This is a genomic window from uncultured Clostridium sp. (assembly GCF_947036855.1).
Taxonomy (GTDB): Bacteria; Bacillota; Clostridia; order Clostridiales; family Clostridiaceae; genus Sarcina.
The window spans coordinates 1-20,651 of record NZ_CAMQRY010000035.1; the positions used below are offsets into that span (position 1 = coordinate 1).

Consider the following 20,651-nt stretch of genomic DNA (forward strand, 5'->3'; position numbering starts at 1 on the left):
CTTAATGAAAAATTATTGATTGAATTAGATAAAATAAAGTAACAAAAAAAGATGTTTTATTTACAAAACATCTTTTTTTTTACGAAATTAGTATTGATACTTTTTTTGTCGTATGATATACTTACAAAGGTAATAAATACACACATTATTTAATCTAATTAGCGGTGCTATACATTTGTTATAGAAACTTTTTAGTAAAATTAAATAGTGGAGGAATAACCAAAAATAAGGAGGACAATAATATGTCAGTAATTTCAATGAAACAATTATTAGAAGCTGGAGTTCATTTTGGACACCAAACTAGAAGATGGAACCCTAAGATGGCTCAATATATCTTCACAGAAAGAAACGGAATCTATATAATAGATTTACAAAAAACAGTTAAAAAAGCAGAAGAGGCTTACAACTTCATAAGAGAAGTATCTCTAGAGGGTAAAGACGTAATATTCGTTGGAACTAAGAAGCAAGCTCAAGACGCTATAAAAGATGAAGCTATAAGATCTAACATGCACTTTGTTAACCACAGATGGTTAGGTGGAATGTTAACTAACTTCAAAACAATAAAAACAAGAATCGCAAGATTAGAGTCAATACACACAATGGAAGAAGATGGAACTTTTGAAGTTTTACCTAAGAAAGAAGTAATTCAATTAAAGGCTGAAATGGAAAAATTAGAAAGAAACTTAGGTGGAATTAAAAACCTTAACGTTTCTAACATTGGAGCTATGTTTGTAGTAGACCCAAGAAAAGAAAATAATGCTATATTAGAAGCTAAAATATTAGGAATCCCAGTTGTAGCTATAGTTGATACAAACTGTGATCCAGAAGTAGTAGACTACGTAATTCCTGGTAATGATGATGCTATAAGAGCCGTTAAATTAATAACAGCTAAAATGGCAGATGCTATATTAGAAGGAAGACAAGGCGAGTCAGACGCTGAATAATATATAACTTTTAGGGTAGATGAGGATTATTCCTCATGTACCCTTTACCTAAAATAGAGGAGGAATTTTAAAATGGTAATAACAGCAAAAATGGTTAAAGAATTAAGAGAAAAAACTGGTGCAGGAATGATGGATTGTAAAAAAGCATTAACTGAAGCTGGTGGAGATATAGATAGAGCAGGAGATGTTTTAAGAGAAAGAGGTCTTGCTGCTGCAGCTAAGAAATCAGGAAGAATAGCTGCTGAAGGAATCATCAAAACTTATATTTCAGAAGATAAGAAATCAGGAGTTATATTAGAGTTAAACTGTGAAACAGATTTCGTTGCTATAAACGAAGATTTCGTTGGTTTATCAGAAGTAATAGCTAAACTTATATTAGCTGGAAACTTTGCTTCAGTAGAAGAAGTTTTAGCTGCAGAAGTAGATGGGCAAACAGTTCAAGCTACTTTAACAGAATTAATAGCTAAAATTGGAGAAAACATGAATCTTAGAAGATTCGAGAAATTCTCAGTAGAAAGTGGAACAGTTAAAGATTATATCCACGGAGCTGGAAGAATCGGAGTTTTAGTTGAACTTTCATGTGCTACTGAATCAGTAGAAGTTGAAAACTTAGCAAAAGAAATATGTATGCAAATAGCAGCTGTTAACCCAGTTTGTATTTCAGAAGCTGAAATAGATCAAGCAATCTTAACTAAAGAGAGAGAAGTTTTAACTGCTCAAGCTCTTAACGAAGGAAAGCCTGAGAAAATCGTTGCTAAAATGGTTGAAGGAAGAATTAAGAAATACTTAAAAGAGATCTGTTTATTAGATCAAGTTTGGGTTAAAGATGGAGAGATGACAATAGCTAAACTTGTTGAAGCTAAGTCAAAAGAAGTTGGTTCACCAATAACAGTCACTAAATTCATGAGATTCGAAAGAGGCGAAGGAATTGAGAAAGCTGAAGAGAACTTCGCAGAAGAAGTTGCTAAAATGGGTGCAAAATAAGAAATAAAAAACAATAGAGAACACATGCGTGTTCTCTTTTTTTAAGAATAAAGTATTTTATTGATGGAGGATTTTGTAAATGGAAGCTTGTAAGTATAAAAGAGTAATGTTAAAGTTATCAGGTGAGGCTTTAGCTGGAAAAAATGGTTTTGGAATTGATTTTGAAGTAGCAACAAGAATTGCAAAAGAAGTTAAAGAACTTGTAGATGCAGGAGTAGAAGTTGGAGCTGTTGTTGGTGGTGGAAATATCTGGAGAGGTAGAGAAGGTACTGGGATGGACAGAACAACTGCAGATTATATGGGAATGCTTGCAACATCAATAAATGCATTAGCACTTCAAGATTCTTTAGAAGCTTTAGGTGTTGATACAAGAGTTCAAACTGCTATTGAAATGAAAGAAATAGCTGAACCTTATATAAGAAGAAGAGCAATGAGACACTTAGAAAAAGGTAGAGTTGTTATATTTGGAGCAGGAACAGGAAATCCATATTTCTCAACAGATACAGCAGCAGCTTTAAGAGCAGCTGAGATTGAAGCGGAAGTAATACTTTTAGCTAAGAAAGTTGATGGAGTTTATGATAAAGATCCTAATAAATATGCTGATGCTAAAAGATATGAGAGTCTATCATATATACAAGTTTTAGAGCAAGGATTACAAGTAATGGATTCTACAGCTACAACATTATGTATGGATAATGAGATTCCAATAATAGTGTTCGCACTTGATGAAGTTGGTAATATAAAAAGAGCAGCAATGGGAAATAAAATAGGAACTACAGTTTCTAAAGTTAAATAGGAGGAATTTGAATGAATACAATAACAAAGTTAATGGAAGAAAAAATGGTTAAAACAATTTCAGTTTTAGTTTCTGATTTAGGAACATTAAGAGCTGGAAGAGCTAACCCAAGAATGCTTGATAGAATAGAAGTTGAGTGTTATGGAGCTATGTGTCCTATATCACAAGTAGCTAACGTATCAGTACCAGAGCCAAGAATATTAGCTATTGCACCATGGGATAAATCAGCACTTAAAGATATTGAAAAAGCTATACTTAAGTCAGATTTAGGAATGAATCCTTCAAATGATGGAACAATGATAAGACTTATAATACCAGAATTAACAGAAGAAACAAGAAAAGATCTTGTTAAAAAAGTTAAGAAAGCTGGAGAAGATTCAAAAGTTGCATTAAGATCTATAAGAAGAGATGCAAATGATAAAATCAAAGGTCTTAAGAAAAACAACGAAATTACAGAAGATGAAATGAAAACAGGTGAGGACAAAGTTCAAAAAATCACTGATAAGTTCATAAAAGAAGTAGATAAAGAAGTTGTAGTTAAAGAAAAAGAAATTATGAGTATATAATGAATAACCTGCTTCTTTAGCAGGTTTTTTCATTAATTAAATTGGTGTTTATAGTATATCTAGGAGGTATATTTATGATAAATATATTTAAGGGCAGAAAAAATGGAAAAGTTGAAGAAATAGCTCTTGATATGGAGAGAATTCCAAAACATATAGCTATAATAATGGACGGAAATGGAAGATGGGCTAAAAAAAGAGGTCTTGCAAGAACACTTGGGCATAAAGCAGGAGCTGAAACTATAAGACGAGTTCTTAGAGAATGTGATAGCCTCTGTGTTAAATATCTTACTTTATATGCATTTTCAACTGAAAATTGGAAAAGACCAAAAGAGGAAGTAAATGCAATAATGAGACTTCTAGTTGAATTTTTAAGAAAAGAAATAAGAGGTCTTAATGAGCATAATGTTAAGATAACAACAATAGGAGATTTAACAAAAATCCCTGTTTTCTGTCAGGAAGAAATAGCTATGGCTAAAGAACTTACAAAAAATAATACTGGAGTAGTTTTAAATGTAGCATTTAATTATGGTGGAAGAGATGAGATAATAAGAGCTATAAAGAAATGTTTAGATGATAATGTTGATTCAAAACTTATGACAGAGGAATTATTTGAAAGTTATTTGGATACAAAAGGTATGCCAGATCCAGATATTATAATCAGACCAAGTGGTGAACAAAGAATAAGCAATTACCTATTATGGCAATGTGCATATTCAGAGTTTTGGTATTCTAATGTGAATTGGCCAGACTTTACAGAGGAAGACTTACATGAGGCTATTTATGATTATCAAAATAGAGATAGAAGATTTGGTGGGGTTAAAAAATAAAGAGGTGATTTTATGAATTTAGATAATAGATATCTAGGTGCAGCTATAATGGCACCATTTATTATACTTATATTTTTAGGTGGAAATTGGCTTAAAGGACTTGTTATTGTCTTATCAATAATTGGAATGTATGAATTTTACAAAACAGTTAAAGTTGCTAAGATGTTACCGGTTATGTTTATTGGATATATAATGCTTGCAGTATATTATTTAACAGGTAATAACTTTACAGTACTATCTTATATAATAATTTTAGGAACATTTGCACTTCTTTGTGTACCAGTTTTAAATGTACGTTATACATTTATAGATGCAGGAATGACAATGCTTGGATTTATATATGTTGGAGTATTATTTAGTTTTATTTACTTAGTGAATAATAAAGCTTCAGGAGATTATTTAGTTTGGCTTATATTCCTAGCATCTTGGTTCTGTGATACAGCAGCATATTATGCAGGTAGAGCATTTGGAAGACATAAATTATGCCCAAGAGTTAGTCCTAAAAAAACTATAGAAGGTTCAATTGGTGGAATAATTGGAGCAGCTGTTGTTTGTGGAGTATTTGGTTATTTTGTCATATCTACAGGAAGAGTAGAAGATATAGCGCTATATAATTATATAATTATAGGATTAATATGTGGTGTATTCTGCCAGTTTGGAGATCTTGTTGCATCTTCAATAAAAAGATACGCAGGAATCAAAGATTATAGTAAATTAATACCAGGACATGGTGGGATATTAGATAGATTTGATAGTATTCTATTTTCAGGAACTGTAGTATTTTTCTATCTTACATTAGTTTTAGGGAAATAAGATATCTCATTTGAGATATCTTTTTTTTATCTTTTTAAAAAGTTGGAATTATTTTAGTATTTTTGAATATATTAAAATTAAGTAAATAAAAAATGCTATGAAAAGAAAGAGTAAGCGATATTAGAAATATTACAGAGAGGGTTAGATGATGAGAATACCTATATGGAAATAAGCTAAAGTGCGTCTTAGAGCAGAGAATCAGAAATTAGAGTATGATTTTATGGGAGCTCCCATTATAGAGCTAGAGTATTATATCGTACTTGAATCTGAGATAGGTATTTTTATGCCTAAATAGAGTGGAACCGCGGAAGTATAACTTCTGCCTCTGTAATTTACAGAGGCAGGAGTTTTTTTTATACTTTGAAATGCTGGCCAGCATTAATTAAAATGATGGAGGAAATAATTATGGATATTAAGTTTATTTTAGGAATTATATTATCAATAGGATCTTTATATGTTATTTATTTAGTAAAGAAAAAAACAGGGAAATTTAGTTATGCAACATTAACAGCACTTGGACTTGGACTTACACTAGGAATTATTTTTAAAAAGGATATAATATTTTTACAGACACTTGGTAGAGGATATATGTCACTTATCAAAATGATTATAGTACCACTTGTAAGTGTTTCACTTATAACAAGTGTACTTAGGTTTAAGGATATTAAAAAATTAAAAAGTATAGGAACTAAAACTTTAATAATCTTACTTTCAACAACAGGAATTGGAGCTTTTATTGGAATTGTAGTAGCAAAGGCATTTAGTCTTGGAGATGGAATTATTTTTGAGGCAGTTGAAGGGTTTGTACCAAGAGAAGTACCAACTTTATCACAAGTTATAGTAGATTTTTTACCATCTAATCCTATTGCAGCTATTGTTGATAATAAAATTATACCAATAATAATATTTTCATTATTTATAGCAGTAGCACTTAGTATAGAAGATAATAAAAATCCAGAAAGAGTAAAACCATTTAAAGATTTTATACTAGCAACATATGATATTGTTATGAGAATAACAAAAATAGTTTTACAGTTTATACCTTATGGAATATTTGGTCTTATAGCAGCAGCTGCTGCAAGAAATGGAATAGAATCTATGAAGTCTTTACTACTTGTACTTGTTGCATTATACATTGCATGTGTGATTCATATGCTTATAGTTCATACACCAATAGTTGCTTTTATAGCTAGAAGAAATCCAATTGAGTTCTTCAAGGGGATATTCCCAGCACAAGTGGTAGCTTTTACAAGTCAAAGTAGTTATGGAACATTGCCTGTAACTATAAAATCTTTAGTTGAGAATCTTGGAGTTTCAGAGAGCGTTGCAAATTTTGTAGCTCCACTTGGGTCAACTGTAGGAATGAATGCATGTGGGGGGATATATCCAGCTATGGTTGCAATTATTGTAGCTAATGTATTTGGAGTAGAGTTAAATTTATACTCATATGGACTTATTATAGTAACTGCTATAATTGCTTCTATAGGTATAGCTGGAGTTCCTGGTTCAGCTACTATGGCAACTACAGTAGTTTTAACAACTATTGGACTTCCTTTAGAGGGAATAGTTATAACTATGGCTGTAGACTCTGTTATTGATATGATGAGAACAGCAACAAATGTTACTGGTTCAGCTGTAGCAGCAATAACTGTAGATGCTTTAGAGAAAAGAAAAGCAGCAAAAAAGATAGCTAAAGAGGAGCAGGTAGCGTAATTTAAAGAGCTTATTTAATTAATTTTAAATAGGCTCTTTAAAATTGTTAACTAAAAATATATGTATGTTAATAGATTTTAACAAAAGTTGTATTTAATTCTATAATGATTTAAAATAGAATTTGTATGTAGGTAATTAATTAAACTTTAATATATATAATTTTTTCAAGAGGGAGAAGACTTAGATGAAAAATATTTCTATACTAGGAGTTACAGGTTCGATAGGAACACAAACTCTAGAGGTTTTAAGATTTCACAAGGGGGAATTCAGTTTAAAGGGAGTATCAGCGCATAAGAATATTAAACTTGCTCTTGATATAATCAAAGAATTTGAAGTTCCACGTGTAGCAATCACTGATAGGACAGCTTTTGAAGAATTAAGTTCTATTATAGAAAAAGAAAACATAAATACTAAAATAGTTTATGGAATGGATGGGCTTATAGAAATTGCAACAATTGATGAGGTTGACATAGTTGTAACATCTGTTGTTGGAATGATTGGTTTAAGACCAACTGTTGAAGCTATAAATAAAGGTAAAGATATAGCACTTGCTAATAAGGAAACTTTAGTTGTAGCAGGTGAACTAGTTATGAACCTTGCAAAAGAAAAAGGTGTGAAAATACTTCCTGTAGATTCAGAGCATAGTGCTATATTCCAAGCTTTACAAGGAAATTCACATAATAAAACATATAAAATACTTTTAACAGCATCAGGTGGTCCATTTAGAGGATATACAAAAGAGATGTTAGAAGAAGTAACTGTTGAGAAAGCTTTAAAGCATCCTAAGTGGAATATGGGACAAAAAATTTCAATAGATTCATCAACTCTTATGAATAAAGGGCTTGAGGTTATAGAAGCACATTTCTTATTTGATTGTCCGTATGAAAATATAGAAGTGGTTGTTCATCCAGAGTCAATAGTACATTCAATGGTTGAGTATGAAGATGGGGCAGTTATAGCACAACTTGGAGTTCCAGATATGAAACTTCCAATACAGTATGCTTTAAATTATCCAAAAAGAGCGGGAAATATTGGTGGAAGACTTGATTTTAAAACTATAAAAAGTTTGAATTTTGAAGTTCCAGATACAGAAGTATTTTCATGTTTAAAATATGCATTTGAGGCAGGAAAAGTTAGGGGACTTATGCCAGCTATATTAAACGGTGCAAATGAAGCAGCAGTTGATTTATTCCTTAGAAAGAGAATATCATATCTAGATATAGAAAGAATAATAAAAGAGTGTATGGAGAACTTTAACTATAAAGAGGAAGTAACACTTGATAATATTATTAATAAGGATAAAGATGTCAGAGCATATATTTATGGAAAATATGAAAATTAAATAGGTGAATTTTAGGAGGGGTATATTTAGTGAGTATAATTTTAGCTATACTAGCATTTGGATTAATTATATTGATACATGAAATTGGACATTTTACAGCAGCAAAGCTTAGTGGAGTGAAAGTTTTAGAGTTTTCAATAGGAATGGGTCCGCAGTTATTCTCTTTTACAAAAGGAGAAACAGATTACAGTATTAGAGCACTTCCAATAGGTGGATTTGTTCAAATGTATGGAGAATCTGAGGAAGAGGGAAAAGTAGATGAAGATGATAAAAGAGCTTTATCTAACAAATCTCCACTTATAAGATTTATAGTATTTTTTGCAGGGGCATTTATGAACCTTGTACTTGGGCTTGTATTATTTACAGCGATTACTATGAATTTTGGGTATACAACTAATAATGTATCAGATGTTACAGATAAATCTCCAGCATATGAAGCAGGGATAAGAAAAGATGATACTTTACTTAGAGTAAATGGAAAAAAACTGATGACTCCTGATGACCTTGTAGTTGGAATTGCAATGGAAAAAGGTGAGGCAGTAGATATAGAGTTTGAACAAGATGGTAATATAATAACTAAAAAAATAAAACCAATAAAATCAGAAAGTGGGCAATATATCATAGGTGTATATAATGAAAAAATTAATAACCCAGGAATTATAGATAGTATAAAAGAAGGTGGAAGAGAACTTATTGGTACAATAAGCCAAACTCTTACAAGCTTTAAAATGCTTATAACTGGAGATGTTAATTTTAAGACTGATGTTGGTGGTCCAGTTACAATAATAAGAATGGCTGGAGAAGCAGCAAAAGTTGGTATATGGAATCTTATGAAACTAACAGCATTTTTAAGTGTTAATATAGGAGTATTTAATTTACTACCAATTCCAGCACTTGATGGTGGACATATTTTAGCAGTTCTTATAGAAGGTATAACAAGAAAAAAAATACCTACAAAGATATTAAATGCAATAAATATGGTAGGATTTATGCTGCTTATGGCATTTATGGCTGTTGTAATATTAAAAGATATTATATTCCCAGTTAGTATATAAGAGGTGTAAAGATGGAAAATATAAAGACAGAAAATATATTATTTAATAATGAAGAGAATAGTTTTGCTTTTGAGAAAAAGAAAACAAGAAAAGTAAAAGTTGGAAATGTATTTGTTGGTGGAGATTCAAGAGTTACAATTCAATCAATGACAAATACTGATACAAGAGATGCAAAAGCAACTCTTGCACAAATTAAAGAACTTGAAGATGCAGGCTGTGATATTGTAAGATGTGCAGTGCCTGATATGGTAGCAGCAGAAGCTATAAAAGAAATAGTAGAAAAATCTAATATTCCAGTTGTTGCAGATATACATTTTGATTATAGACTTGCATTGAAATGCGTAGAATATGGAATTGCAGCTATAAGAATAAATCCTGGTAATATTGGAAGTAGAGATAGAGTTGAAGCAGTTGTTATGGCTTGTAAGGCTAAAAATATTCCTATTAGAATAGGTGTTAACTCAGGTTCACTTTCAAAAGCACAACTTGAGAAATATGGAAAAGTTTGCCCTGAAGCATTAGTTGAAAGTGCACTTGAACATGTAGCTATTTTAGAAGAACTTGATTTTAGAGATATTGTAATCTCAATAAAATCTTCAAATATTAAGGTTATGATAGAATCATATAGACTTGCATCAGAAAAAGTTAATTATCCACTTCACTTAGGAGTTACAGAGGCAGGAACTATTTGGAGAGGAACAATAAAATCTTCAATAGGAATTGGAACTTTGCTTGCAGAGGGAATTGGTGATACTATAAGAATATCATTAACAGGAGACCCTGTTGAAGAAATTAAAGTTGGGAAAGAGATAATTAAGAACTTTGGTTTCTTAAAAGAAGGAATAGAATTTATATCATGTCCTACATGTGGTAGAACAGAGATAGATTTAATTGGAATAGCAAATGAGGTAGAATCAAAATTATCAGATTCTAAGAAAAATATAAAAGTAGCTGTAATGGGATGTGTTGTTAACGGACCAGGAGAAGCTAGAGAAGCAGATATTGGTCTTGCTGGTGGAAAAGGTGAGGGGATTATCTTCAAAAAAGGTAAAGTAATTAAAAAAGTAAAAGAAGAAGAGCTTGTTTCAGAGTTACTTAGGATTATAGAAGAAGAATTATAAGAATTAAAAAATAAAGGACTCTTTAATAGAGAGTCCTTTTATTTTCTTTATAAACGAATGGAAGGAGAGAGTTGTTTTTGAGTGAAGAATTTATTAAAAAAATCAATAAAACACTAAAAAATGATGAAATTCTAGAGGATTTAGAATTTACATTAGAAAAGTTTCAACTTGTAAAAAATAAAAATATATTAAAGGCAATAATAAGAAGTAAAGATAAGATAAATAATGAAAATTGTGAAATTATAAAAGGATATATAAATAAAGTTTTAGGTTTTAAAATGGATATAGAGCTTGTTATATATATAGATTTAAAAGATATGAAACTTGATGAACTTATTAAAGAATATTGGATTGATGCAGTGGGTAACATAGTAAATAAATATCCTATGCTTAAACCACTTTTAACAACAGGTGAAAGAAAGCTTGATGGTGATAAAATAATTTTAGAGTCAGGTTTTGCATATTTAATTGAGAATGCAAAAAAGAAGAAAGTTGATATGTTAATAAGAAATACTATTAAAACGATGTTTGGAATTGAGAGTAGTATTGAATTTGTATATAATGAAGCCTTTGCGGACAATTCTTATATTAAAGATCAAGAAAATGTAGAAAAGCAAATGATAAATGAGATAAAAGCAAGACAATCAGATGCACCGCTTAAAGAAGTTGATCCAAGTAAAGCTAAGACATATGAAGCTAAGGAATACTATGAAAATAGAGAGTCAGCTAAGAGAAGTGAAAATACTATACTTGGAAGAGAAATTAAACAAGATGCAATGGAAATTGTTGATATAAATGAAACTTCAGGATATGTAACAGTTGTTGGAGATGTATTTAAGAAAGAAATATATGAAACAAAAGCTGGGAAAATAATTTTAACATTCTATGTAACAGATTATACAAGTTCAATAGCAGTAAAATGTTTCCTTAGACCAAAAGATACTGAATTTGTTCTTGAAAATATAGAAAAAGGTCTTCACTGTAAAGTAAGAGGTGAAGCTATTATGGATACATATGCAAAAGAAGTAGTCATAATGGGTAAAGATATATTAAAGATGAAGAAAATTGAACGGTCAGATAACTCAGTAGAGAAGAGGGTTGAACTTCATCTTCATACAACCATGAGTAGTATGGATGCTGTATCATCAGTAAAATCTTTAGTTGAAAGAGCTGCTAAATATGGTCATAAATCAATAGCGATAACTGATCATGGAGTAGTTCAAGCATTTCCAGATGCACAAAGTGCTGGGAAAAAGTTTGGTGTAAAAATTCTTTATGGTGTTGAAGGATATTTAGTTAATAATGGAACACCTGTTGTTATGAATGGAGACACAGGAACATTTGATGATGAGTTTGTAATTTTCGACCTTGAAACAACAGGTTTTTCAAGTAAAAATGATAAGATTATAGAAATTGGTGCTGTTAAAATTAAAGGTGGAGAAATTATTGATAGATATAGTAGTTTTGTTCAGCCAGAAAGAAACTTACCAGCTATAATTGTAGAACTTACAGGAATAACAGATGAAATGCTTAAAGGTGCTAGATTAATAGAGGAAGTATTGCCAGAATTTATGGAGTTTGCAGGAGATGCAACAATGGTAGCACATAATGCTCCTTTTGATGTAGGTTTTGTAAAGAAAAATCTTAGGGATTTAGGTAAAGAATTTAATAATCAAGTGCTAGATACAGTTCCACTCGCTAGATTCTTGTATCCAGAACTTAAAAAAGTTAAATTAAATATTGTAGCAAAATATTTAGGGATAGTACTAGATAGTCATCATAGAGCAGTAGATGATGCTAAAGCTACATGTGATATTCTTTTGGTTTGTTTTGAAAAATTAAAAGAAGAAATGGAAATTAATGATTTAAATTCTTTAAATAAAAGATTTTTAGAAAATGTTGATGTAAAAAAACAACCAACAAATCATATAATAGTGCTTGCTAAAACACAGGCTGGAATTAAAAATTTATATAAAATAGTATCAAAAGCCCACTTAGAACATTTTTCAAGGCGGGCAAGAATTCCTAAAACATTACTGTCTGAAATGAAAGAAGGGTTAATACTTGGTTCAGCTTGTGAGGGTGGAGAAGTTTATAAAGCTGTGCTTGAAGGAAAGACAGATGATGAAATTAAAGCAATAGCAGAATTTTATGATTATTTAGAAATACAACCAATAAAAAATAATGAATATCTTATTAGAAAAGGTAATGTATCAGGGGAACAAGAGCTTAGAGAGATGAATGAAAAGATATATAGAATCGGAAAAAGTATGGGGAAACCAGTTGTTGCAACTTGTGATGTGCATTTTTTAAATCCAGAAGATAGCGTATTTAGAGCAGTGATACAGGCAGGACAAGGATTTAAAGATGCAGATAATCAACCACCACTATACTATAGAACAACAGACGAGATGTTAAAGGAGTTTGAATATTTAGGTGTTAAAGCTGCAAGGGAAGTTGTAATAGAAAATACTAATAAAATTGCAGATATGATAGATAATATCAAACCAATACCAGATGAAACATTCCCACCTAAGATTGATGGGGCAGAAGATGATATAAAAAATATGACATTAAACAAAGTTCATTCAATATATGGTGATGTATTACCAGAAGTTGTACAAAAAAGAGTTGATAAAGAGCTTAACTCTATTATAAGTAATGGGTATGCAGTTCTATATCTAATAGCACAAAAATTGGTTGCTAAATCATTAGAAGATGGTTATTTAGTTGGATCAAGAGGGTCAGTTGGATCATCATTTGTAGCTACAATGACTGATATAACTGAAGTTAATGGATTACCACCACATTATATTTGCCCGAATTGTAAAAAGTCAGAGTTCTTTATGGATGGTTCTATAAGTTCAGGAGCAGATTTGCCAGATAAAGACTGTGTTGACTGTGGAACTGTGTATATAAAAGATGGGCATGATATACCATTTGAAACATTCTTAGGATTTGAAGGAGATAAAGAACCTGATATAGATCTTAATTTTTCAGGTGAGTATCAATCAGTAGTTCATAAGTATACAGAAGTATTATTTGGAGAAGGCTATGTTTTTAAAGCTGGAACAATAGGTACAGTAGCAGAAAAAACAGCTTATGGATATGTTAGGAAATATCTTGATGAGAGAGATAAGACTGTATCACAGGCTGAAATAGAAAGATTAACAATGGGATGTACAGGAGTTAAAAGAACATCAGGTCAGCACCCAGGTGGAATAATGGTTGTACCAAGAGATAATGAAATATATAATTTTTGTCCAATCCAGCATCCAGCTGATGATATGACAAGTGATATAATAACAACACATTTTGACTATCACTCAATAAGTGGTAGACTTTTAAAACTTGATATACTAGGGCATGATGATCCTACGGTTTTAAGGATGCTACAAGATTTAACTGGAATAGATCCAAAAGCTATACCATTAAATGATTCAAAAGTAATAAGTTTATTTACATCTACAGATGCACTTGGAATTACAAAAGAAGATTTGGGCTGTGAAGTAGGAAGTTATGGGCTTCCAGAGTTTGGAACAAAATTTGTAAGACAGATGCTACTAGATACACAACCAAGAAGTTTTGCTGATCTTGTAAGAATATCAGGACTATCACATGGTACTGATGTTTGGCTTAATAATGCACAGTATTTTATAAAAGAAGGATATACAACTCTAAAAGATTGTATTTCAACAAGAGATGATATAATGGTTTATTTAATGTATAAAGACTTAGAACCTAAAACTGCTTTTACAATAATGGAAAAGGTAAGAAAAGGGAAAGGTCTATCAGAAGAGGATGAAGTTACAATGAAGGGGCATGATGTTCCAGATTGGTATATAGAATCTTGTAAAAGGATAAAGTATATGTTCCCTAAGGGGCATGCTGTTGCCTATGTTATGATGGCGGTTAGAGTAGCATACTTTAAGGTTTATTACCCAATAGCATATTATACGACATACTTTACTGTTAGAGCAGATGATTTTGATGCTGATTTAATATGTAGAGGAGAAGCATTTATAAGTGCTAAAATGAAAGAACTTAATGCACTTGGAAATGCAATAAGTACAAAAGAAAAAGGAACTCTAACAACACTTGAAATAGCCTATGAAATGTGTAAAAGAGGAATTAAATTAAATAAAGTAGATATATATAAATCAAATGCGCTTAAATTTAAAATAGAAGAGGATAAAAGTATAACACCACCATTAAATGCATTGCAGGGTGTTGGTGATAATGCGGCTAAATCTATTGTTGAAGTAAGAGTTGATGGAGAGTTTATTTCAAAAGAAGATATTAGAATAAGAGCAAAGGTATCTAAAACTGTGATAGAAGCTTTAACTGTCCATGGATGCATATCAACCCTTCAAGAAACAAATCAAATTAGTCTTTTTTAGAAAATAAAAATAAACTTGTAATAAATTATGGTATATGCTAGAATTAAGGCATAAAGTATGAAACTAATAGCTTGAATTATAAGAGTGGGTCTTAAATCCCACTCTTTCTATTTAAACGCAGCTGATTAAAAAGTTGCGTTTTTGTATATGTTTAAATACTGGGCTAAAGAGGAATACTATATATGAAAACTGAATAAGGAGGGAAGAAGTATAATGGAAAATACAGTATTAGAAGAGCTAATTACTCTATTCAACCCTATAATAAAAGAAATAAATTATGAGCTTTACCACTTAGAATATATAAAAGAAGCTGGAGAAGACTATTTAAGAATTTACATAGAAAATCCAGACGGAAAAGTAGATTTTAAGGATTGTGAAAGTGTAAGTAGAAAAATTAATGATGTTTTTGATGAAAAGCAAATGGAAAAGAAGATAAATGTAGATTATTTAGAAGTTTCATCACCAGGTGTGTATAGAGCACTACATAATGATGAGCATTTTAATAGAGTTTTAGAGAAAAAAATAAGAGTTATACTTAAGAGTCCATTAGAGAATTCTAAAAAATTTGAAGGGACTTTAAAGGAAGTAAAATCTGAAGAGATAATAGTTGAGGTTAATAGCAAGGAAGTAATAATTCCAAGAGTGCAAATTAAATCAGCTAATTTAGAAGGCGATATATAAGGGAGGATATAAAATGAAAAATGAGTTTCTAGGAGCATTAACTGAAATCGTAAATGAAAAAGGTATCAGTGAAGCAGACTTAATTCAAGTAATAGATGAGGCGATAGTTGCAGCATATAAAAAGAACTATTCAAGCCAGGCACAAAATGTAAAAATGAGAAGAGAAAGAGACGGTTCAATAAAAGTCTTTGCTCAAAAAGAAGTTGTTGAAGAAGTCTATGATGATTCAACAGAGGTTACATTAGAAGAAGCAAAAGCAATAAATCCAAGATTACAACTTGAGGATATAGTAGATGTTGAAGTTACACCTAAAAACTTTGGTAGAGTTGCAGCGCAACTTGCAAAGCAAATGGTAATTCAAAAAATCAAAGAATCTGAAAGAAGTGTTATATATAACGAGTTCTCAGAGCAAGAACATGATATAATAACAGGTGTTGTTTTAAGAAAAGATAAACTAAATGCATTTGTTGATCTAGGAAAAATAGAAGCAATTCTTGGGCCTAATGAGCAAATGCCAGGTGAACACTATGACTTTAACGAAAAGTTAAAGCTTTATATAGTTGAAGTTAGAGATAGCACAAAAGGACCACAAGTATTAGTTTCAAGAACACATCCAGGTCTTGTAAAAAGATTATTTGAACTTGAAGTTCCAGAGATATTCGAAGGTATAGTTGAAATAAAGAGTATTGCTAGAGAAGCTGGATCAAGAACAAAAATATCAGTTTGCTCAAATGATGATACAGTTGATCCAATGGGAGCTTGTGTTGGACACAAGGGAACAAGGGTTCAAAAGATTGTTAATGAACTTAAAAATGAAAAAATTGATATAATAAAATGGAGCAATGAGCCAGATACTTATATCAAAAATGCTTTAAGCCCAGCTAATGTAATAAGTGTAGCCGTAAATGAAGATGCAAAATCAGCGAGAGTTGTAGTTGATGATTCACAATTATCACTTGCAATTGGAAAAGAAGGTCAAAATGTAAGATTAGCTGCAAAATTAACTGGTTGGAAAATTGACATCAAAAGTCAAACACAATCAGAAGCTGTATCAGAATAATATTACTCTAAAGGGGTGATAATATGAATATTAAAAAAGTTCCAATGCGAATGTGTAATGGTTGCATGGAAATGAAGGTTAAAAAAGATTTAATAAGAATTGTTAAAGATAAGGAAAATAATATTTCTGTAGATTTAACAGGGAAAATGTCTGGCAGAGGTGCATATATATGCAAGGAAGTTGAATGTTTAGAAAAAGCAATTAAAGCAAGAAGATTAAATAGAAATCTATCGAGCAATATTGATAATGAAATCTATGAAAGATTGAAGGATGAGATTGCGAATGAGAAGTAAATTTTTAAGTTTCCTAGGACTTGTAAAAAGATCAGGAAATATTTTAGATGGATACAATAAATGTGAAGAAATAATAGGAAAGAAAAAAGTACATCTTGTTATTTTTTCAAATGAAATATCAGCTAAGTCAAAAGAAAAATTTATGAAAAAATGTGAAAAGTTAAACATACAATGTATGGATGGTTTTTCAAAAGAAGAATTAGGGCTTAGTATAGGTAAAAAAGAGATAAATATAGTTGGAGTTCTTAATAAGAATATGGCTGATAAGCTTAAATCTTATGATTTAGAGCAAGTACTATAAATACTTTCGGGGGTGAATATATGTCAAAAATAAGAGTATATGAATTGGCAAAGGAATTAAAGGTATCTAGTAAGGACCTTATAAGAATATTAATGGAAGAATTTAGCGTTGAAGCTAAAAATCACATGAGTGTTATCGAGGAAGATGATGCAGCACTTATTAAAGAATTATTATCAGGTGATGACTCTAAGAGTATAGTTGATAAATATGAAGAAGAGCTTGCAGATGAAGTTAACAATGTTCAGAAAAAGAAAAAGAAAAAAGGTTCAAAAGTTGAAGAAGCTGAAGAACTTGCAATAGAAGCTATAGAAATTGGTGAGACAATAACTGTTAAAGATTTAGCAGAAAAGCTTAATCAACCAAACAACGAAGTTATAAGAACTTTAATGTTTGAGGGTGTTATGGCTGGTCTTAACCAAGAAATAAACTTTGAAACAGCAGAAAAAGTTGCAGCTAAGTTTGAAGTTCAAGCATATAAAGAAGAAGTAGAAGAAGTTCTTGAAGAGTTTGAAGAAGAAGATGTAGATACTGATTCATTAGAATCAAGACCACCTATCATAACAGTTATGGGACACGTTGACCATGGTAAGACATCAATACTTGATGCAATAAGAAAAGCTAAGGTTGCTTCTGGAGAAGCTGGTGGAATTACACAACATATAGGTGCTTATACAATCAATAAGGATGGAGAAACATTAACATTCTTAGATACTCCAGGTCACGAAGCTTTTACAGCTATGAGAGCTAGAGGAGCACAAATAACTGATGTTGTTATATTAGTTGTTGCAGCAGATGATGGAATAATGCCACAAACTGCAGAAGCTATAAACCACTGTAAAGCTGCTAAAGTTCCAATGATAGTTGCTATCAATAAAATTGATAGAGAAGGTGCTAATATTGAGAAAGTTAAGCAAGGACTTGCAGAGCATGGTTTAGTTGTTGAAGATTGGGGCGGAGAAGTTATAGCAGTTCCAGTATCAGCTAAAACAGGCGAAGGTCTTGATACTTTACTTGAAATGGTAGTATTAACATCAGAAATGCAATCACTTGTAGCTAATCCTCATAGAAAAGCTAAAGGGACTGTAATAGAAGCTAAACTTGATAAAGGTAGAGGAGCTGTAGCTTCACTTCTAGTTCAAGATGGTACATTAAATGTTGGAGATTCTATATTTGTAGGTAATACTTATGGAAGAATCAGAGCTATGTTTGATGATGCTGGTAAAGCAATTAAAGTTGCAGGACCATCAATACCAGTTGAGATATTAGGATTATCAGAAGTTCCAGCTGCAGGAGATAGATTTGTAGTTGTTAAAGATGAGAAGACTGCTAGACAAATGGCTGAAAAAAGAGTTGCTAAGCAAAGACAAGAAAACTTTAATACTTCAAATAGAGTTTCACTTGAAGACTTATATAGCCAAATCAAAGAAGGAAAAGTTAAAGAGTTATCAGTTATTGTTAAAGCGGACGTACAAGGTTCAATTGAAGCAATAAAAGGATCACTTGAAAAATTAAGTACTGATGATGTTAAGGTAAGAGTTATACATGGTGGAGTTGGAGCTATAACAGAAACAGATGTAACACTTGCATCAGCTTCTAATGCTGTTCTTATAGGATTTAATGTAAGACCTACAGTAATGGCAACAGTTTTATCTACAAAAGAAGAAGTTTCAATTAAAACATATAGCATAATATATGAAGCGATTGAAGATGTTAAGTCAGCTATGATAGGTATGCTTGATCCAATAGAAAGAGAAGTTGTTCTTGGAAATGTTGAAATCAGAGCTACTTATAAAATATCTGCTGTTGGTACAATAGCTGGATGTTATGTACTTGATGGTAAAATAACAAGAAATGCAGGAATCAGAATTATAAGAGATAGCATAGTTGTTAAAGAAGGTAAACTTGCTTCACTTAAGAGATTCAAAGATGATGCTAAGGAAGTAAAAGCTGGTTATGAATGTGGATTAAGCATTGAAAACTACAATGATATCAAAGAAGGCGATATTATTGAGGCTTATATCATAGAACAGATAATAAGAAAAGAACTTTAAGACGAGGTGATTTCAGATGGCAAACCACAGAAGTGGAAGAATTAACGAAGAAGTAAAGAAGGTAGTTAGTGATATCATAAGAAATGATGTTAAAGACCCTAGAATTACAGCAATGGTTAGTGTTACTGAAGTTAAAGTTACTAAGGACTTAAGTTTTGCAAATGTGTATTTAAGCATATTTGGAACAACTAAAGAACAAGAAGAGGCGACTTTTGAGGCAATCAAAAAGTCAGCTGGCTTTATAAGAAAAGAACTTGGAAAAAGAGTTAAACTAAGAGTAACACCACAAGTTGTTGTTGAAAGAGATTCTTCAATAGCGCAAGGTATGTATATAGATTCTTTACTTGCTAAAATAAAGGAGAAATAAAAATGAGTTTACATGAAATAATAGATTATATTGATTCTGTCAATAAAATTGCTATAACATTTCATGTTTCTCCAGATGGTGATGCTACGGGGAGTGTTTTATCACTTCTCCAAGGCTTAAGGAATTATGGAAAAGAAGCTTATGTTATTTCGAAGGATAAACCTTCGGATAATCTAGGCTTCCTTCCTTATATTGAGGAAATAACAGGCGAAAGTCTAAAACCAACTGAAGGAACAGATTGTGTAATAGTATTAGATTGCGGAAATAAAGAAAGAATAGCTGGAGATATAGAAGGTTTTGAAGGTAAATTAATTAATATAGATCACCATTTATCAAATGATAAGTATGGAGATATTAATTATGTGGATACAGATGCTTCAGCAACATGCGAAGTAATATATGGGCTTTTAACACAGATGAATATTGAAATAACAGAAAGCATAGCTAAAACATTATATACTGGTATTGTTACTGATACTGGTTCATTCAGGTATTCAAATGCTACAAAGAAAACACATAATATAGCAGGAGAACTTGTAAGTAGTGGGATAAAGCATGATGAAGTTCATAGAGATTTATTTGATAATAAAACATTTGGTAAAATGAAACTTACAGGAAAAGTTCTTGATGAAATGGAACTTGTATGTAATGGTAAAATAGTTCTAATGAAGATTACAGAAGAAATGTTAGAACTTATTGATAGAGAAAAAGAAGATACTGGAGATTTAGTTTCACTTGGAAATAAAATAGAAGGAACAGAAGGTTGTATTTTATTAAAAGAAGCAACTCCAGATGTTAAAATAAGTTTTAGATCAAAAGATACATTAGATGTTAGAAAAATAGCAGAAATGTTTAATGGTGGTGGCCATACTAAAGCCGCTGGAGCTAAAATTCAAAATGTAACAATAGATGAAGCTAAAAAGTTAGTAATAGAAAAATTAGAAAAAGAGTTGATTTAAGATGAATGGTGTAATTAATATTTGTAAAAACACAGGTGAAACATCATTTGATGTTGTAGCAAGGGTAAGAAAAATTGCTAAAATAAAAAAAGTAGGACATACAGGGACTTTAGATCCAGAAGCTAGTGGTGTTTTACCTATTTGTATAGGTAGAGCAACTAAGATAATTGAATATATAATGGAAAACAAAAAAGTTTATAGAGTTTCACTAGAACTTGGCAAAGTTACTGATACTTATGATTTAGAAGGTAAGGTAGTAAGAGAACAAGATCCTAGTGGAGTTAAAGAAGAGGAAGCACTAGATGTAGTGAATAGCTTTCTTGGAGATATAATGCAAGTTCCACCAATGTATTCAGCATTAAAAAAAGATGGTGTAAG

The 20,651-nt window shown here is 31.1% G+C and carries 18 protein-coding genes, 1 pseudogene and 1 other annotated feature; all 19 genes and pseudogenes read left to right on the forward strand.

All coding sequences use genetic code 11. The annotated features are described in order from the left end of the window. The first annotated feature begins 242 nt into the window (after positions 1-242). The gene (gene rpsB / locus Q0V15_RS05500) at positions 243-944 is read left to right on the forward strand and encodes a 30S ribosomal protein S2 (protein WP_297436797.1); all 702 of its coding nucleotides are present in this window, start codon (positions 243-245) and stop codon (positions 942-944) included. Between the two features lie 72 nt (positions 945-1,016). Beyond that, the gene (tsf, locus tag Q0V15_RS05505) at positions 1,017-1,928 is read left to right on the forward strand and encodes a translation elongation factor Ts (protein WP_297436799.1); all 912 of its coding nucleotides are present in this window, start codon (positions 1,017-1,019) and stop codon (positions 1,926-1,928) included. Positions 1,929-2,007: 79 nt separating this feature from the next. Beyond that, positions 2,008-2,724 (forward strand): UMP kinase, encoded by a 717-nt coding sequence (gene pyrH / locus Q0V15_RS05510; RefSeq protein ID WP_297436801.1) that lies wholly within the window; start codon positions 2,008-2,010, stop codon positions 2,722-2,724. 11 nt (positions 2,725-2,735) lie between these two features. Next, positions 2,736-3,290 (forward strand): ribosome recycling factor, encoded by a 555-nt coding sequence (frr, locus tag Q0V15_RS05515; protein WP_297436803.1) that lies wholly within the window; start codon positions 2,736-2,738, stop codon positions 3,288-3,290. Between the two features lie 74 nt (positions 3,291-3,364). Continuing rightward, on the forward strand, positions 3,365-4,117 hold the full coding sequence (locus Q0V15_RS05520; protein WP_297436805.1) for an isoprenyl transferase: 753 nt from the start codon (positions 3,365-3,367) through the stop codon (positions 4,115-4,117). Positions 4,118-4,129: 12 nt separating this feature from the next. Then, on the forward strand, positions 4,130-4,930 hold the full coding sequence (locus Q0V15_RS05525; protein ID WP_297436807.1) for a phosphatidate cytidylyltransferase: 801 nt from the start codon (positions 4,130-4,132) through the stop codon (positions 4,928-4,930). Between the two features lie 88 nt (positions 4,931-5,018). Beyond that, positions 5,019-5,260, forward strand: a binding site (T-box leader). 75 nt (positions 5,261-5,335) lie between these two features. Further along, positions 5,336-6,643 carry a dicarboxylate/amino acid:cation symporter gene (locus tag Q0V15_RS05530; protein WP_297436809.1) on the forward strand — a complete coding sequence of 436 codons (1,308 nt, stop codon included), beginning with the start codon at positions 5,336-5,338 and terminating at the stop codon, positions 6,641-6,643. Between the two features lie 184 nt (positions 6,644-6,827). Beyond that, positions 6,828-7,985, forward strand: coding sequence for a 1-deoxy-D-xylulose-5-phosphate reductoisomerase (locus tag Q0V15_RS05535; protein ID WP_297436811.1), 1,158 nt, complete (start codon positions 6,828-6,830; stop codon positions 7,983-7,985). Positions 7,986-8,014: 29 nt separating this feature from the next. Continuing rightward, positions 8,015-9,040 carry an RIP metalloprotease RseP gene (gene rseP, locus Q0V15_RS05540; RefSeq protein ID WP_297436812.1) on the forward strand — a complete coding sequence of 342 codons (1,026 nt, stop codon included), beginning with the start codon at positions 8,015-8,017 and terminating at the stop codon, positions 9,038-9,040. Positions 9,041-9,051: 11 nt separating this feature from the next. Next, positions 9,052-10,161, forward strand: coding sequence for a flavodoxin-dependent (E)-4-hydroxy-3-methylbut-2-enyl-diphosphate synthase (ispG, locus tag Q0V15_RS05545; protein WP_297436814.1), 1,110 nt, complete (start codon positions 9,052-9,054; stop codon positions 10,159-10,161). 77 nt (positions 10,162-10,238) lie between these two features. Then, entirely contained in the window at positions 10,239-14,561 is a 4,323-nt protein-coding gene (locus tag Q0V15_RS05550) for a PolC-type DNA polymerase III (RefSeq protein WP_297436816.1), read from the forward strand. 213 nt (positions 14,562-14,774) lie between these two features. Further along, complete coding sequence (gene rimP, locus Q0V15_RS05555) at positions 14,775-15,242, forward strand: ribosome maturation factor RimP (protein ID WP_297436818.1); 468 nt, start codon at positions 14,775-14,777, stop codon at positions 15,240-15,242. 13 nt (positions 15,243-15,255) lie between these two features. After that, positions 15,256-16,302: a transcription termination factor NusA gene (nusA, locus tag Q0V15_RS05560; protein WP_297436821.1), complete on the forward strand. Its 1,047-nt coding sequence runs from the start codon at positions 15,256-15,258 to the stop codon at positions 16,300-16,302. 23 nt (positions 16,303-16,325) lie between these two features. Next, positions 16,326-16,595 carry an RNase P modulator RnpM gene (locus Q0V15_RS05565; protein WP_297436823.1) on the forward strand — a complete coding sequence of 90 codons (270 nt, stop codon included), beginning with the start codon at positions 16,326-16,328 and terminating at the stop codon, positions 16,593-16,595. Next, positions 16,585-16,896, forward strand: a complete 312-nt coding sequence (locus Q0V15_RS05570) for a ribosomal L7Ae/L30e/S12e/Gadd45 family protein (protein WP_297436824.1) — start codon at positions 16,585-16,587, stop codon at positions 16,894-16,896. Before Q0V15_RS05565 ends, Q0V15_RS05570 begins: the two co-directional genes overlap by 11 nt. A gap of 20 nt (positions 16,897-16,916) precedes the next feature. After that, on the forward strand, positions 16,917-18,947 hold the full coding sequence (infB, locus tag Q0V15_RS05575) for a translation initiation factor IF-2 (RefSeq protein ID WP_297436826.1): 2,031 nt from the start codon (positions 16,917-16,919) through the stop codon (positions 18,945-18,947). Positions 18,948-18,963: 16 nt separating this feature from the next. Then, positions 18,964-19,314 carry a 30S ribosome-binding factor RbfA gene (gene rbfA, locus Q0V15_RS05580; RefSeq protein ID WP_297436828.1) on the forward strand — a complete coding sequence of 117 codons (351 nt, stop codon included), beginning with the start codon at positions 18,964-18,966 and terminating at the stop codon, positions 19,312-19,314. A 2-nt stretch (positions 19,315-19,316) separates the two neighbouring features. After that, a complete protein-coding gene (locus Q0V15_RS05585; RefSeq protein WP_297436831.1) occupies positions 19,317-20,273 on the forward strand; it encodes a bifunctional oligoribonuclease/PAP phosphatase NrnA in 957 nt (318 codons plus the stop codon). 1 nt (position 20,274) lies between these two features. Then, positions 20,275-20,651: pseudogene (gene truB / locus Q0V15_RS05590) on the forward strand (tRNA pseudouridine(55) synthase TruB); the annotation flags it as partial.